This window comes from Empedobacter sp. ULE_I140, from assembly GCF_053482575.1.
This window is the reverse complement of record NZ_JBQMTX010000001.1, coordinates 2965111-2980175: the sequence shown is the minus strand read 5'-3', so window position 1 is coordinate 2980175 and position 15065 is coordinate 2965111. Positions and strand designations below refer to the sequence as shown.

The following is a 15065-nucleotide window of genomic DNA, read 5'->3' as shown; positions in this document are numbered from 1 at the left end:
AGAAATGGAAACAAACTTTGAAAAACTATTACGTTACGATAAAGCTTATCTTAAAATGGCTTTTGAATGGGCGAATCTATCCTATTGTGAACGCAAAAAAGTTGGTGCAATTATTGTTAAAAATCGAATGATTATTTCTGATGGTTACAATGGTACGCCAAGTGGTTTTGAGAACAAATGCGAGGACGAAGCAGGGAATACAAAATGGCATGTTTTGCACGCCGAAGCCAATGCAATTCTAAAATGTGCAACGTCTACACAATCTGCAGAAGGAGCGACATTGTATATTACACTTTCGCCTTGTACAGATTGTAGCAAACTTATTCTGCAAGCAGGTATAAAGCGCATTGTTTACATTCAACAATACAAAGATCTTTCTGGGTTAGAGTTTTTAGAAAAATCAGGAATTACAATTCGACAAATTACAGAAGAAGAATTATACAGTTAGCATTTTAATGAGAAGTTTTTTCAAGGTTATTAATATCGTATTAGTTGTGATGATTATTTTCTTAATCGGTTTTATGGTTGGGAAAAAATACGACTTTGCGTTCGATGAAAACAAGGATATTGTAGGTTTGCAATATTCGGATAACGAACAAAAAATTCGTCGATTAGTTTCTTTGATTGACAATGAATATGTGAACGATGTTAATTCGGATAGTTTGGTTGATGATGCGATTCATTATATGGTTGCCAAGCTAGATCCACATAGTACATATATCGACAAAGCTTCTGTACAAAAGGCAGAAGAACAATTGAAAGGTGAATTTGTTGGAATTGGTATTCAATTTCGTACAATGAATGACACCATTGTTGTTGAACGTACATTACTTGGAACGAAAAATTATGGTAAACTAGAGTTTGGAGATCAATTAGTTGCTGTAGATAATCAATCTTTGGTTGCAAAAGATAATAAAACAATAGAAGGTTTATTGAAAGGTAAGAAAGGATCGGAAGTTAAACTATCTGTTATTCGCGATCGAAAACCAGTTTCTGTTACGCTAAATCGTACTATTGTTCCAATTCCTACGGTTACTGGAAAACATATGTTAACGAAAGATATTGGTTATCTTAAATTGACTCGTTTTTCTGAAAATTCTGCAAATGAAGTTCACGAAGGTTTACAAAATTTATTGGATCAAGGCATGAAAACTTTGGTGTTCGATTTACGCGGAAATCCTGGAGGAATCATGCATATTGCAGAAGAAATTGCAGATGAATTTTTGACGAAAAACGAATTGATAGTTTACACACAAGACAAACAAAAACGTAAAAAATATATTTACGCTACAAATAGAGGTCTTTTCGAGCAAGGGAAAATTTATGTTTTAATGGACGAAAATTCTGCTTCCTCGAGTGAGATTGTTGCGGGAGCTTTGCAAGATTACGGACGTGGAATTATCGTTGGTCGTCGTTCGTTTGGTAAAGGTTTGGTGCAACGTGAAATTAATTTAGGCGATGATACTAAAGTTCGTTTAACGGTTGCAAACTATTACACACCTTCTGGACGATCTATTCAAAAACCTTTTGATAAAAAAACGGCAAAATACAGCGACGATTTATACAAACGTTTAAAATCGGGTGAATTATATAGTAAAGACTCAATTAAAATCAATAAAGACTTAGAGTTTACAGCGCCTTCAGGTAAAAAAGTCTACGGCGGTGGTGGAATTATTCCTGATGAATTTGTTGCATTAGATACAAATTCGGTTTCGAACTGGTTGTATTATAATCAAGATGCAAATTATTTTAATGACTTTTTATTCAAGAAAATTTATTCAATTCACGATTTTTTCATGTTTCATAACGAAGCAATTTATTTGAAATATTTCAGTGCTGGAATGTATAGAAATGAGTTTTTAGGTGTTTTAGGAATTCCTTCAAATGAGTTTAACCCTGTCTTTTCAACAACTGTTGATAACTATATGAAAGCCACAATTGCTGGAACTTTATATGGTTCTCGTGCATTTTATCAAGTTTGGATGCTCGAAGATGAAATGATAAAGCGTATTTTTGAACTTGAAAAAATAACGAAGTAAATGCTGTGGAAAGATGCTTTGTATGACTATCAAATGTATCTGAAATTAGAAAAAAGAGTTTCTGCCAATACAATTGAAGGTTATCTACGCGATATTCAAAAATTAATTAATTATTCTGATAAACAACCTTTAGATTATTCACAAGATGATTTGAGGGATTTTGTACACGATTTTGCATCGAGTGAATATAGCGTGCGTTCGCAAGCGCGTGTTATTTCTGGCTTGAAAAGCTTTTTTGGGTACTTACAACTCGAAGATTTTAGAGAAGATAATCCAACTTCTTTGCTCGAAACTCCAAAAATTGGGATGAAACTTCCTGATGTACTTTCTGAAAAAGAAATTGATAAAATGATTGAAGTAATTGATTTATCAAAACCAGAAGGACAGCGCAATCGTGCGATTATAGAAGTGCTTTATGGTTGTGGTTTGCGTGTTTCGGAATTGATAAATCTCAAAATTTCTGATCTTTTTTTTGATGATGGTTTTATTCGTGTTATTGGGAAAGGAAACAAACAAAGACTTGTTCCGATTAGCGATTATACGATAAAATATATTAACTTGTACAAGGATAGTATTCGTATTCATCTTCCTATACAAGCTGGTTTCGAAGATTTTTTGTTCTTAAATAGACGAGGTAAAAACCTTACTCGTGTGATGATTTTTACAATCGTGAAAGAATTATCGATAATTGCTGGAGTTAAAAAAACAATTAGTCCGCATACATTTCGTCATTCTTTTGCGACTCATTTATTGAAAAATGGAGCAGATCTTCGTGCAATTCAGTTAATGTTGGGACACGAAAGTATTACGACGACTGAAATTTATACGCATGTTGATCAAGAATTTATTCGAGATGCGATTATCAAATTTCATCCAAGAAATAAATAATAATCATTAACCTAAAAAGATGATAAAATCGTTTAAATTTTGTCCAAATTGTGGACATTCTATCGATCATTTTGATTTTAGAAAAATGTCGTGCAACAATTGTGATTTGGTTTATTATCAAAATGTGGCAGCTGCTGTGGCGGTTATTCTAAAAAAAGAAGATAAAATTCTTTTTACAGTTCGAAATAGAGAACCAAAGAAAGGAATGTTAGATTTGGCTGGAGGTTTTACAGATCCAAATGAATCGGCAGAAAGGACCTGTCAACGAGAGATTGAGGAAGAATTAGGAATTAAAATTCCTTTAGAGAATTTCAAGTATTTTCTTTCTCAACCTAATACATACGAGTACAAAGAAGTTCCATATAAAACGTGTGATTTAGCGTTTATTGCTGATTTTCCAGACGAAGAAATTACGCTTGAAAAAGATGAAATAGCAGAAGTAAAATGGGTTTCTATCAACGAAATTAATTTAGATGAAATTGGTTTTGATTCGTTAAGAAAAGTGGTGGAAATTTATATTACTTCTTTGAAATAACTAATGTGATGCGATGTTGAAGCGAGTTCAATATGACCTGTATGCCAACCTGAACTTGTTTCAGGTACTCATCTTAAAAATTAAAACAATGAAAAAAATACTTTTACTAAGCGCGTTATTTTTAACAATTGTTTCATGTAGCACGCAAAATATAGCGGTAGATTATGACCGAGATTTTGATTTTGAAACAAATAGAACGTATTCTTTTACACAAACGGGAAATTTAGGTTTGAATGATTTAGATTCTGCCAGATTATATTCGTCGATTGAAAAAGGAATGTTGTACAGAGGTTTTCAGAAAACCAATGAAGGGAATTTAATGGTTGATATTAAACCAGAAGAATTTGTTTCGACACAACAAAATTCTAATGTTGGAATTGGAATGGGAACGGGTGGTTATGGTTTTGGAGGTGGAGTTTCGGTTGGAATTCCGATTATGTCTCAAAAATTAAATCAAAATTATACCATTTCGATGAAGGATGAAGGAAGATTGGTTTGGGAAGGAACCTTGAAAATTCAAATGCCCTTGAAAGCTTCGCCAGAAGTTCGTGCAGCAAATATTCAGAAAGGTGTAACGAAATTGCTACAAAAATTTCCACCTAAAAAGAAATAATAATTAAAAAATCCCTCGAAAACTAAAATTACGAGGGATTTATATTTTGTCCGATTTGGATATGCCGTTTCAACGGCAGAATGCGCCTTACAAAGAAGTTTCTGAATCAATTTTATTTATCCAAAACAGCACTTTCACAATATCAATAATTTAACCTAAATTATTTAGATAGATAATAATCATTATGTTTAGTAAGAAAAATTTTGTTTTTTTATAAATTATTGTATTTTAGTTTTAATTAAAACTAAAAATCTATGAATAAACACTCTTTTAAAGTATCTACTGATGCTTATTCCTTGTTTGTTTTTTGTATACAGTTGTGTGTCAGAAGAAGATATAATGCAGACAGAAAAAATAGAACAAGAGAAAAAAACGTTTGCTATTTTTTCACAATCTTCAAAAATTCAAGGGAAAAGTAATAAATCTACTATTGATTACGCAAATGGTTTTTCAATATTAATGCAAAGATATGACAGTATACATCATACTAATATATCAGGTCTTGTAAACACAACAAACATTATCGAGCATAAAAAGAATTCTCGACAAAATATTATTTTAGAAAGTAGAGATTTTTACATTGAAACTCGATTACATTCACAAACTATTTTTGATGAGAATGGCGATATATGGGTAATGTATCCGAAAATTAAAAACAAACAAGTTAAAGATTTACTAATTGCAAGCTATACAGATGATGGGACAAATGTTTTTTTTAGTTATGTAAAAAAGGATAGTAAATTATTTGCAATTAATATCAATTTATTTCAACTTGAATATGATAAGCAATTTAACAGCTCTATAAATAAAAAAGCAAACGTAGATGATTGCGGTTTTGAAGGTTTGCCTTCTTGTGATTTAGGCGAGGTAATTATAACTCCAAATCCAGGAGGAAGTGGTTGTTCCAACTGTTATACTACACCTCCTGAAAATGGAGGAAGTAGTGGTTGTTCTCAATTTGTTGAGTGTCTTGATAATCCTCCAGGAGGAGGTGGAGGAGATGGTATTGACCCTATAATAGATCCTTGTTTACAAGCCTTAATAAACAATATAGTAGCGAAAGATTATTTGAATTCACCTGAAGTTAAAGAAACTCTTGAAAAATTAAAGAAAGGATTACCTTTAGATGAAATAGAAAAATATTTTTTATTTGCAAAGTATAATTCTTCTGGAATTATCAAACCTACACCTATTATAGATGGTAATAAAGGTAATACAGGTAATGTAAGTGTTGGCCCAAGTGATACTAAAAACATATTAGGAAGAGTTCATAGTCATACAAACGGTTATTATTCAGCTCCTTCTCCAGGAGATTTTTATTTTTTATCTAATGCAAATATAAAAAGTTCTAGTTTTTCTTTTTGGTATACTGTTTCTTATAATGGAGATATTTATGTTTTGTCTATTAATAATTACCATTATTTCATTAGATTTCAAGATAATTTTCCTAAAGATATTTACCTAACTGATAAAGGTGAATGGAAAGAAGGTACTTCTATATATAATGACTATACAAATGTTTATGACAGTTTTTTTGCTAATGGTAAATCAGATAATGAAGCCGATTTTTTAGCAATGAGTTTTATAACAAATAAATTTAATATGGGATTAGGTATTAGTAAACAAGATAGTGATGGTAATTTTAACTCTACTTTCGTCAATGAATCAAAAAATCAAAGTAGCGGAAAAAGTGAATTTTCTGAATCAAGTGATTGTAATTTTAAATAATTAATAACATGAAAACATTGTATATGAAAACGTTTTTTATAATAGCATTTTTTATAAGCTCTATTTGTTTTTCACAACAAATAGATACTTTAAGCTATATAAAACAATTTGAAATAAATAAAGCAAACTATATAGGTAAACCATTTTCAGTTTTATTAAATGATATGACAAAAATAAAACCAAAAACAGTTTGGTTTACACCACTTCGTGAGAAAAACATCATTAAAACCTCTCGTTTTAAATTTACAAGTAAGGAATATAGTTTTGGAAATGCTATAACATTATTAATTACTTGGAAAGATTTTATACCTTATCGTGATGTAAAATATCTTTATCAAAAAAATGATTTTTATTTCACAAACGAGGAAAAGGATTTTTATGGAGAAAAGATAATTCAAGATATTTCTGTCTATAGATAGGTATTATTAACATCTATAACACCTTTTATGTTAAGTAAAAGGTGTATTATATTTTAAAAATTAACTCATTTTCTTCTGATTGTTGAAGTTTAGATTTTTGTAAAAGTTTTAACGTTTCGGGTTGATTTGCATTTGCTTTTGCAGCAATTTTATCTAATTTCAATTCATTTTTTGCATAATCTACAATCGTATTCAAAACTTCTGTTCCGTAACCTTTGTTCTGAAATTTACGTTTCAGACGAATGTTGATAACTGCGCCGTATTTTGTTTGACGCAAACCTCCCCAACCAACAAATCGTCCGCTTTTTTTCTCGTGAACACCCCAAAGACCAAAACCATGTTCTTGGTAATGTTTCTCCATATTTTCGATAAAAAACTTCGCTTCGTCTTCAGATTTATATGGTTTTTCGTTGACGATTTTCATCAATTCTTTGTCAGAATTTAATTGAAATAATTCGAATGCATCAATTTCGAAAAACTCTCGTAATACCAAACTTTTTGTTTCGCAAATAACTTTCATTAAAACTTTTTAGTTCTTGCAAAGTTACTTCGATTTAGAGAATAAAAAAAGTCTTACCAATTATGATAAGACTTTTATATTTACTTTTTTGTTGTTGTTTTTGGTTTTGCTGGAGTTGTTGTTTTAGGAGGCGTAGCTGTTGCTTCCGAAACCTTTTGGTTAATCTCTTGTGTTAAGATTTGTCTTTTTAGATTGAAGATTTCTGTATCTTTTTGATCAATCTTAGCATCTAAATCTTTTACTTTTTGCGTTAATTCTGCAACTTGCTTTTCTTTTTCGTTTAATTGAGTATAGAAAAGTTTTGATTTTTCTCCAGAACTATTCAATGCAGAATACAATTCTTGCAAATTAGTATCATGTTCTTTTTGAGCCATTCTAATCATAGCTTGTGCATTTGTCAAAGCTGTATCTTTGATGTATAATTCGCTTTTAGCTTTTGCTAAATCTTTTTCAAGAGTTTCGATTTTCAAATTAGCTAATGTCAAATCTTTAGATGTATTTGATTGATCGTCTAAAGCTCTGTAATAATTAGCTTCCAATTCTTGGTGTTGTTTCTGAGGTACGCAACTTGTAATTGCGAAAAGAGCGAAACAACAAAGTACAATTTTTTTCATTTCTATAATCTTAAACGTCTAATTCTAATAAAACAGGACAATGATCTGAGTGCTTTGCTTCTGGTAAAATCGTGGCACGCGTCATATTTTTTTCTAATGTATTACTCACCATATTGTAATCGATTCTCCAACCTTTGTTATTATTGCGCGCATTTGCACGGTAAGACCACCACGAATAATGATGAGGTTCTTTTACAAAATAACGAAAAGAATCAATCATATTACATTCATCAAGAAAAGCAGTCATCCATTCTCTTTCGACAGGTAAAAAACCAGAAACTTTTGCATTACGAACAGGATCGTGAATATCAATTGCTTCGTGACAAATGTTATAATCTCCACAAATCACAATGTTTGGATGAGAGATTTTAAGTTCTTTGATATAATCTTTAAAATCTTCGCAAAATTGTAATTTAAAATCTAATCGATCAATATTTGTTCCACTTGGCAAATACAAACTAATTACCGAAACATTGTCAAAATCAAGTCTCAAAACGCGACCTTCTCTGTCAATATAATCTATTCCAGTTCCTATTTGTACATGATTTGGTTTTATTTTCGAGAAAATAGCCACTCCGCTGTATCCTTTTTTCTCTGCTGCATGCCAATAAATGTGATAACCCAATTCCTCAAACGGTTTTGTGTCCACTTGTTCTTGCGTTGCTTTTGTTTCTTGAATACATAAAACATCTGGTTGTGCAGCTTCTAACCATTCAACCAAACCTTTCGTCATCGCAGCGCGAATTCCATTTACATTGTAACTGATGATTTTCATAGTTAGCGAAATTACTAAATATTTATGACGGATTGATTTAGAATGATAAATAAAGTGAATATTTTTTGTAACTTTTTAGAAGTTAATGCGTCTATATAATAAAAGACATCTATATGAAATACATTTTTCTTCCAATTTTAATATTCAGTTCGTTAGGATTTGCGAGCTGTTCGGTAGATTTAAATTCTAAATCGCCAGTTTCTAATTATTTAGACCGAGTAGAGGCAAGTAGTAATACAGTTACAGAAATGCGTAAGATATCTTCTTTTGAAGGAATTGATGTAAGCAGTGCAATAAGTGTTACAGTCGAGGATGGTAATTATAATGGTCAAATTTCGGTTGAAGCGCCAGATAATATTATGAATAGAATCACGACTGAAGTGAAAAATGGTGTTTTGGTTATGAAAATTAATGGAACAGTAAACTTGAAAAATTCTTCTATTAAAATTAAATTCCCTCATCAAAAATTACGTTCATTTAATCTTTCTGGAGCTACGAATGTAACCGTTTTACCAACACAAAAAGTAGAAAAAATGGCGGTTGATTTATCAGGAGCAAGTAATTTGAAATTAGATGTGGTTTCTAATTCTATTTCGGTTGATAATTCTGGTGCATCAAGTATGAAAATTTCTGGAAATGTACAGGATTTAAACATTTCAGTTTCGGGAGCTTCTTCATTTGTTGGAAAAGAATTGAAAGCTGCGAATGTAGTTGTTGATTGTTCAGGAGCAAGTTCTACAACAGTTTGGGCTGTGAATAGTTTGACTGCTGATAGTTCTGGAGCGAGTTCTGTTCGTTATGTAGACGAAAATGGTTTGAAAACGAAAGTGAGCACTTCTGGAATGTCTTCTATCAAAAGAATAAACTAATAGTTTTTGTTTAAAACTATATTACGTTAATATTTAGTACTACAAAAAAAAATCGGATGAATTTCATCCGATTTTTTTTATATCTATTTTCTTTATTAGAATTGCCAACCTAATGTCAATAAGAATAAATTGTTGTTTAATTTAACTTTTGGAGCGTAAGTGTTAGGTAAAGAAACAAATTCATTATTAGTATTAATATAATCTGTTCCACCAATCAATTGTTGATATTTTTGAGTTTGATACTGATAAGCTGCATCTATATAGAATCCGCCAAAATCATATCCTAAACCAAAACTTGCACGATTAATATCTCCTTGAAATGCTTTCGATAAAACAGCAGCGTTTGTTACAACATTATTTTCGTTTGCAATATCCATTGTAAAATCTTTGTAAGGAGAAGTTATATAATTATAACCAGCTCTTACTTTGAAACGATCTACACGGTATTCCGCACCAACTCTAACTTCACTTGATTTTTTTACAAAATCATTGATGAAATTATTAGAAGAATTAAAATATTGTGATGGTTTTAATTTTGTATCATTGTTCATGTGATAGGTATAATCAGCACCCAGAGATAAATTTTTACCCACAACAAAACCTAAACTTCCTACAAGACGTCCACCACGAGTCATATCATAATCAGAAGAATACATATAATAAGAATCTACAGCAGTTCCGTTATTGATGAAGTTTGCTGCATAATAATCTTCCGAAACATTGTACCAAACAGGAGAATGATAGGCTGCGCCTAAACGTACATTATGATTCACTTTGTAAATAGCACCTAAAGAGAAAGAAAATCCTTGTCCAATTTCACTATATGGAGCTCCATCTGCATTGTATACGTAGGTTTTTCCATTGTTGTCATCACGTTCTGCGTATTGTTCGTAACCAGAATAGTTAGTTTCGTGGAAGTTTAATCCAAGTCCTAAATAAACTTTGTCATCGTAACTAGTTCCTAGATTAACAGAAAATTTAGATTTGTATCCATCTATATCTTTGATGTAGCCATTGAAAGTTCCGTCTGGATCAGCAAATTTAATACCTTCATTTGTTCCAATTGATGAATAATTGTCTAAACGCTGATTAAGATAAGCGACACCAACTGTGAAACGATTCCATTTTGAAGCTTCATTTGCAAAAACAAATGTTCCTCCAAATTGTTGGAAATCAAAATTACTTTCAGATTCTTTGATATTTGTTCCGAAATTAGTTTTGTTGCTAAAAGTAGAAACACCAGCTGTTACTTGGACATCAGAGTTAATTGCTACTCCTAATCCAGCAGGGTTTTGCTCGACAGAAGTAATGTCACTTCCTAATGCACCAACAGCTCCACCAACACCAATATATTTAGCATTTCCGCTGTTAATATCTTGCGAATATAAATTTATAGCATTTGTAGAATACTGAGTTTCGTATCCTTTGTTCTGTTGTGCAAAAGCCAATGTACCAACAAAGGTACAAAGGCTTAATAATATTTTTTTCATTTATATATGATCTAAATCTAGTTATCTTCTTCCTCCACGAGAGCCTCCTCCTGTGCTACTTCCGCGAGAACCACCTCCCATGCTTCCGCTACTCATACTACTACCTCTACTTGGAGAAGGTGTAGAATATGATGGGCGAGAATTGTTCATGCTATTTGTTCTTTCATAGCTTCTCGTTGGTTGTTGGTATTGTTGAGCTTCGCGAGTCGGTCTTGTGTTGTAAGTAGGCTGTTGTGTTTGTGTCGGTCTTACTTCACGAGTTGGACGCGTGTTGTTCATTTGTCCTTGATTAATTGAAGGTCTAACTTCTCTTGTAGGACGAGTTCCGTTAATTTGACTTTGGTCTACACTTGGTCTTACTTCACGAGTTGGACGTGTATTATTCATCTGTCCTTGATTAACAGAAGGTCTAACCTCTCTTGTAGGACGAGTTCCGTTAATTTGACTTTGGTCTGCACCTGGTCTTACTTCGCGAGTTGGACGTGTTGTATTGTTAATTGTATTATCACGAGTTGGTCTTAAACCTGTAGAGATTTGGTTGTTTCTACCATTTAAACTTCCAACAGGACGAGTAGAATTAATCGTGTTATTTAAACGACCACCATTTCTGTAACCTGGTTGAGAATAAATTCCTCTTGGACGATTGTATCCATATCCATATCCATAATAACCAGGATATCCGTACCAATTGTTCCATCCGTAGTAACCTCCGTAATATCCACCGTAGTAAGGTCTATTCCAACCCCAACCATAATATCCATTATACCATGGATCGTTCCATCCCCATCCGAATGAAATACCAAATCCGTTTCCGTACCATCCACCATACCAAGGATTGTAATATCCCCAACGATATGGATTATAGAAACCTCCCCATCCGTAGCTGTACCAAGGATAGTTGTTCCAGATATTAATTTCTACACCATCATTACGTCCCCAGTTATAATTACTCGATCCGTTATAAGTTAATGTATAGTCGTTGTTTCCAAAATAATTGTAACCACCTAAACCATATCCGTTAATTTTAACTTTGGTTGCTGATTTAGATTGAGTATTATCATTTGTGCTATCAACATCATCTTGGTAATAAAATTGTTCAGCACCATTTCCTTCTGCATCGAAGTATGGACTACCAATTTTTATTTCCCCTTTATTTTCTTGTTCTCCTTGCTCGTTACCATGTTGTAGTTGAGCTTGTTGATAGGTTTTATCTGTTTTCGGATTATAGTAAACTCCGTCGCTTTCGTAACCACTTGGTTGATAAGTCGAACAAGATGAAATTCCTAATGCAGCCACAAGAATTAATGTAGTTGCAGAAATTTTATTAGAAATTTTATAAACTTTGTTCATAATTATAAATTTACATCGTTTGTAATAATTAAATTTGCATAAATTTATAGGCAATTTTAATGCCAAGTAAAGATACGAAACTTATCAACAAATATAAAAGATTATGGCAAAATTAACAACTCGTGCTGAGGATTATTCTAAGTGGTACAATGAGCTTGTTGTAAAAGCAAATTTAGCTGAGAATTCGAAGGTTAGAGGGTGTATGGTGATCAAACCATATGGCTATGCTATTTGGGAAAAACTACAAGCAGAATTAGACAAAAGATTTAAAGAAACAGGTCATCAAAATGCTTATTTCCCCTTATTTGTTCCTAAAAGTTTATTCGAAGCCGAAGAAAAAAATGCAGAAGGTTTTGCGAAAGAGTGTGCGGTTGTAACGCATTATCGATTGAAAAATGATCCTGATAACAAAGGAAAGTTGATTGTAGATCCAGAAGCAAAATTAGAAGAAGAATTAATTGTTCGTCCAACTTCAGAAGCAATTATTTGGAGTACATACAAAGGTTGGATTCAGTCGTACCGCGATTTACCAATTTTGATTAATCAATGGGCAAATGTTGTGCGTTGGGAAATGCGTACGCGTTTGTTTTTGAGAACTGCCGAGTTTTTATGGCAAGAAGGGCATACAGCTCACGAAACAAAAGAAGAAGCAATTGCGGAAGCGCAACAAATGCAAGAAGTATATGCGGATGTTGTAGAGAATTTTATGGCAATTCCAGTTGTAAAAGGAAGAAAGTCAGATTCTGAGCGTTTTGCGGGTGCTGATGATACATATACAATCGAAGCGTTGATGCAAGATGGTAAAGCTTTACAAGCGGGAACTTCTCACTTTTTAGGGCAAAACTTCGCAAAAGCTTTTGATGTAAAATTCGCAAGTAAAGAAGGAAAACAAGAATATGTTTGGGCAACTTCTTGGGGAGTTTCTACTCGTTTGATGGGTGCATTAATTATGACGCATTCTGACGATTTAGGATTAGTATTACCTCCAAAATTAGCACCAATTCAGGTTGTTGTTGTTCCAATTTATAAAACAGAAGAACAATTAGAAGAAATTCGTCAAGTGGTGGATAAATTTTCGTCTGAATTGAAAGCAAAAGGAATTTCGATCAAATTTGATGATGATGATAAAACGAAACCAGGTTGGAAATTTGCTGAATACGAATTGAAAGGTGTTCCTGTTCGTATTGCAATTGGACCAAAAGATTTAGAAAAAGGTCATGTTGAGGTTGCTCGCCGCGATACATTAGAAAAGCAATTTATTGCATTGGATGATGTGTCAACTGAGGTGGAAAAATTGTTAGAAGATATTCAAACTAATTTAATCCAAAAAGCGTCAGATTTTAGAGATACTCACACAACAGAGGCAACAACTTTTGAAGAATTCAAAGATATTATCGAAAATAAAGGTGGTTTTGTTTCAGCTTTATGGGATGGAACTGAAGAAACAGAAGAAGCTATAAAAAATGCGACGAAAGCAACAATTCGTTGTATTCCTCAAGCTTTTGAAACGCCTACTGAAGGAGTAGATGTTTTCTCTGGAAAACCAGCAAAATACAGAGTTTTATATGCAAAAGCGTACTAAATTTTAAAATATATCAAAAAGGAAAAGGAGCTATTAATTAGCTCCTTTTTTATTTTGATGTTTTTTGGCGTGCAATTCTTTTAAACGTAATTACTATAGCAGAATATTATTTTTTTGTTAAATATCAATCATTTACAAAAAAAGGAGTATATTCGATTACTAATTAACACTAACATATATGAGAAAAACTCTACTGTCGGTATTCTGTAAATCGTCAGCAAAAAGTGGACATCTAAGACCTAAAATTTAAGGTAGTGTTTTAAAAATCATTAACTTTAATTATGGCAAATTCAAAAAAGAAAACTCCTGAAAAATTTGTAAAAGATATTCGTCAAAACACAAGACGAATATTTACAGCGGAACAAAAGATTTTAATTGTGATGGAAGCCTTACGTGCTGAGATTTCAGTAGCTGAACTTTGCCGCAAATATGCTATTTCACAATCTCAATTTTATAAGTGGAATAAAGAATTTTTAGAAGCTGGTAAAAAACGATTATCTGGAGATATTACACGAGAAGCAACAAGTGATGATGTAAGTGATTTACGCAAAGAGAATCAGCGTTTAAAAGAGATTGTAGCTGATTTAGTTGTTCGCTATGATATCGTAAAAAAAACCTTGGATTCGTTGGATTAAAGACAAAATTCAAGAAATATATGCGATTATCAGCAAGTGAAAAACACGAAATTATACAGATTGTAACTCGTTCTGAAATTGGAGTTAAACGAACTTTAGCGGAATTTGGAATTGCACGAAGTACTTTCTATAAATGGTATTCAAATTTTCTAGAGAATGGATTTGAAGGTTTAGAATCAAAAAATTATTCAACCCATCGAAAATGGAACAGCATTCCCGATTCTCAAAAGGATTTAATTGTAGAATTAGCGTTGGATTATCCTGAATTATCTGCTAGAGAACTGGCTTTTAAAATGACCGATGAATTAGGGATTTATATCTCAGAATCGAGTGTTTATCGGATATTAAAGCAGAGAGATTTAATTCCAGCACCCAATCATATTTTAATTTCAGCCGCAAACGAATTTAAAGATAAAACGAATTTTGTTCATCAAATGTGGCAGACTGATTTTACTTATTTTAAAATTATAGGATGGGGATGGTATTATTTAAGCACGATTTTAGACGATTACAGCCGATATATTATTCATTGGGAATTATGTAGTTCGATGAAAGCAGAAGATGTAAAAAGAACCGTTAAAACAGCTATTGAAAAAGCACAATTAAAGACAAAACAGAAACCAAAATTATTATCAGATAATGGCCCTTGTTATGTGTCAAGTGAATTAAAAGATTACTTGAAAAATACGCAAAAAATGGAGCATGTTAGAGGTAAACCACTACACCCGCAAACACAAGGGAAAATCGAAAGGTATCATAGAACAATGAAAAATGTAGTGAAATTAGATCATTATTATCATCCTGATGAGCTGAAAGAAGCTCTAAATAAGTTTGTAGAAAATTATAACAATTCTAGGTATCATGAGGCTTTGAACAACCTTACACCTTCGGATGTTTATTTTGGTAGAGCAGATAAAATTTTGGAACAAAGAGCAATTATTAAACAACAAACAATTGCAAAAAGAAGGCAGTTGTATTTTCAAGAAAAAATAATAAATTTATAAACCA

14 protein-coding genes and 1 pseudogene are annotated in these 15065 nt (G+C 32.2%); 10 read left to right on the top strand and 5 right to left on the bottom strand.

The window, feature by feature from the left end:
- The first annotated feature begins 4 nt into the window (after positions 1-4).
- From ACTS9J_RS14405 to ACTS9J_RS14375, 7 genes are all read left to right on the top strand, one after another.
- A complete protein-coding gene (locus ACTS9J_RS14405) occupies positions 5-448 on the top strand; it encodes a deoxycytidylate deaminase (protein ID WP_291047243.1) in 444 nt (147 codons plus the stop codon).
- A gap of 7 nt (positions 449-455) precedes the next feature.
- Positions 456-2039 (top strand): S41 family peptidase, encoded by a 1584-nt coding sequence (locus ACTS9J_RS14400; protein WP_448353399.1) that lies wholly within the window; start codon positions 456-458, stop codon positions 2037-2039.
- A complete protein-coding gene (xerD, locus tag ACTS9J_RS14395) occupies positions 2040-2927 on the top strand; it encodes a site-specific tyrosine recombinase XerD (protein WP_448344376.1) in 888 nt (295 codons plus the stop codon).
- A 19-nt stretch (positions 2928-2946) separates the two neighbouring features.
- The gene (locus ACTS9J_RS14390) at positions 2947-3462 is read left to right on the top strand and encodes an NUDIX hydrolase (RefSeq protein ID WP_115001815.1); all 516 of its coding nucleotides are present in this window, start codon (positions 2947-2949) and stop codon (positions 3460-3462) included.
- Between the two features lie 88 nt (positions 3463-3550).
- The gene (locus ACTS9J_RS14385; protein WP_448353398.1) at positions 3551-4075 is read left to right on the top strand and encodes a DUF4136 domain-containing protein; all 525 of its coding nucleotides are present in this window, start codon (positions 3551-3553) and stop codon (positions 4073-4075) included.
- 321 nt (positions 4076-4396) lie between these two features.
- On the top strand, positions 4397-5803 hold the full coding sequence (locus ACTS9J_RS14380; protein ID WP_448353397.1) for a hypothetical protein: 1407 nt from the start codon (positions 4397-4399) through the stop codon (positions 5801-5803).
- 23 nt (positions 5804-5826) lie between these two features.
- Positions 5827-6222 (top strand): hypothetical protein, encoded by a 396-nt coding sequence (locus tag ACTS9J_RS14375; RefSeq protein WP_448353396.1) that lies wholly within the window; start codon positions 5827-5829, stop codon positions 6220-6222.
- 46 nt (positions 6223-6268) lie between these two features.
- Here ACTS9J_RS14375 and ACTS9J_RS14370 read toward each other — a convergent pair whose 3' ends face one another.
- From ACTS9J_RS14370 to ACTS9J_RS14360, 3 genes are all read right to left on the bottom strand, one after another.
- Positions 6269-6742, bottom strand: coding sequence for a GNAT family N-acetyltransferase (locus tag ACTS9J_RS14370; RefSeq protein WP_291062155.1), 474 nt, complete (start codon positions 6740-6742; stop codon positions 6269-6271).
- A gap of 80 nt (positions 6743-6822) precedes the next feature.
- A complete protein-coding gene (locus tag ACTS9J_RS14365) occupies positions 6823-7356 on the bottom strand; it encodes a hypothetical protein (protein ID WP_448353395.1) in 534 nt (177 codons plus the stop codon).
- A 10-nt stretch (positions 7357-7366) separates the two neighbouring features.
- On the bottom strand, positions 7367-8131 hold the full coding sequence (locus ACTS9J_RS14360) for an exodeoxyribonuclease III (protein WP_448353394.1): 765 nt from the start codon (positions 8129-8131) through the stop codon (positions 7367-7369).
- 113 nt (positions 8132-8244) lie between these two features.
- Here ACTS9J_RS14360 and ACTS9J_RS14355 point away from each other — a divergent pair, with 113 nt between their 5' ends.
- A complete protein-coding gene (locus tag ACTS9J_RS14355) occupies positions 8245-9000 on the top strand; it encodes a head GIN domain-containing protein (protein WP_448353393.1) in 756 nt (251 codons plus the stop codon).
- Between the two features lie 95 nt (positions 9001-9095).
- On the opposite strand, the gene ACTS9J_RS14350 is transcribed toward ACTS9J_RS14355, so the two are convergent.
- Positions 9096-10490 carry an OmpP1/FadL family transporter gene (locus ACTS9J_RS14350; RefSeq protein WP_448353392.1) on the bottom strand — a complete coding sequence of 465 codons (1395 nt, stop codon included), beginning with the start codon at positions 10488-10490 and terminating at the stop codon, positions 9096-9098.
- Between the two features lie 21 nt (positions 10491-10511).
- A complete protein-coding gene (locus tag ACTS9J_RS14345) occupies positions 10512-11840 on the bottom strand; it encodes a hypothetical protein (RefSeq protein ID WP_448353391.1) in 1329 nt (442 codons plus the stop codon).
- 103 nt (positions 11841-11943) lie between these two features.
- Here ACTS9J_RS14345 and proS point away from each other — a divergent pair, with 103 nt between their 5' ends.
- A complete protein-coding gene (gene proS, locus ACTS9J_RS14340; protein WP_448353390.1) occupies positions 11944-13422 on the top strand; it encodes a proline--tRNA ligase in 1479 nt (492 codons plus the stop codon).
- Between the two features lie 281 nt (positions 13423-13703).
- Positions 13704-15061, top strand: a pseudogene (locus ACTS9J_RS14335) (IS3 family transposase).
- Positions 15062-15065 lie beyond the last annotated feature (4 nt).

Excerpts from the sequence above, each read along its gene's own strand:
- ACTS9J_RS14370 (WP_291062155.1), bottom strand. The coding sequence starts at position 6,742 with ATGAAAGTTATTTGCGAAACAAAAAGTTTGGTATTACGAGAGTTTTTC.
- ACTS9J_RS14360 (WP_448353394.1), bottom strand. The coding sequence starts at position 8,131 with ATGAAAATCATCAGTTACAATGTAAATGGAATTCGCGCTGCGATGACG.
- proS (WP_448353390.1), top strand. The coding sequence starts at position 11,944 with ATGGCAAAATTAACAACTCGTGCTGAGGATTATTCTAAGTGGTACAAT.
- ACTS9J_RS14390 (WP_115001815.1), top strand. The coding sequence starts at position 2,947 with ATGATAAAATCGTTTAAATTTTGTCCAAATTGTGGACATTCTATCGAT.
- ACTS9J_RS14350 (WP_448353392.1), bottom strand. The coding sequence starts at position 10,490 with ATGAAAAAAATATTATTAAGCCTTTGTACCTTTGTTGGTACATTGGCT.
- ACTS9J_RS14400 (WP_448353399.1), top strand. The coding sequence starts at position 456 with ATGAGAAGTTTTTTCAAGGTTATTAATATCGTATTAGTTGTGATGATT.
- ACTS9J_RS14405 (WP_291047243.1), top strand. The coding sequence starts at position 5 with ATGGAAACAAACTTTGAAAAACTATTACGTTACGATAAAGCTTATCTT.
- ACTS9J_RS14375 (WP_448353396.1), top strand. The coding sequence starts at position 5,827 with ATGAAAACGTTTTTTATAATAGCATTTTTTATAAGCTCTATTTGTTTT.
- ACTS9J_RS14355 (WP_448353393.1), top strand. The coding sequence starts at position 8,245 with ATGAAATACATTTTTCTTCCAATTTTAATATTCAGTTCGTTAGGATTT.
- xerD (WP_448344376.1), top strand. The coding sequence starts at position 2,040 with ATGCTGTGGAAAGATGCTTTGTATGACTATCAAATGTATCTGAAATTA.
- ACTS9J_RS14365 (WP_448353395.1), bottom strand. The coding sequence starts at position 7,356 with ATGAAAAAAATTGTACTTTGTTGTTTCGCTCTTTTCGCAATTACAAGT.
- ACTS9J_RS14345 (WP_448353391.1), bottom strand. The coding sequence starts at position 11,840 with ATGAACAAAGTTTATAAAATTTCTAATAAAATTTCTGCAACTACATTA.
- ACTS9J_RS14385 (WP_448353398.1), top strand. The coding sequence starts at position 3,551 with ATGAAAAAAATACTTTTACTAAGCGCGTTATTTTTAACAATTGTTTCA.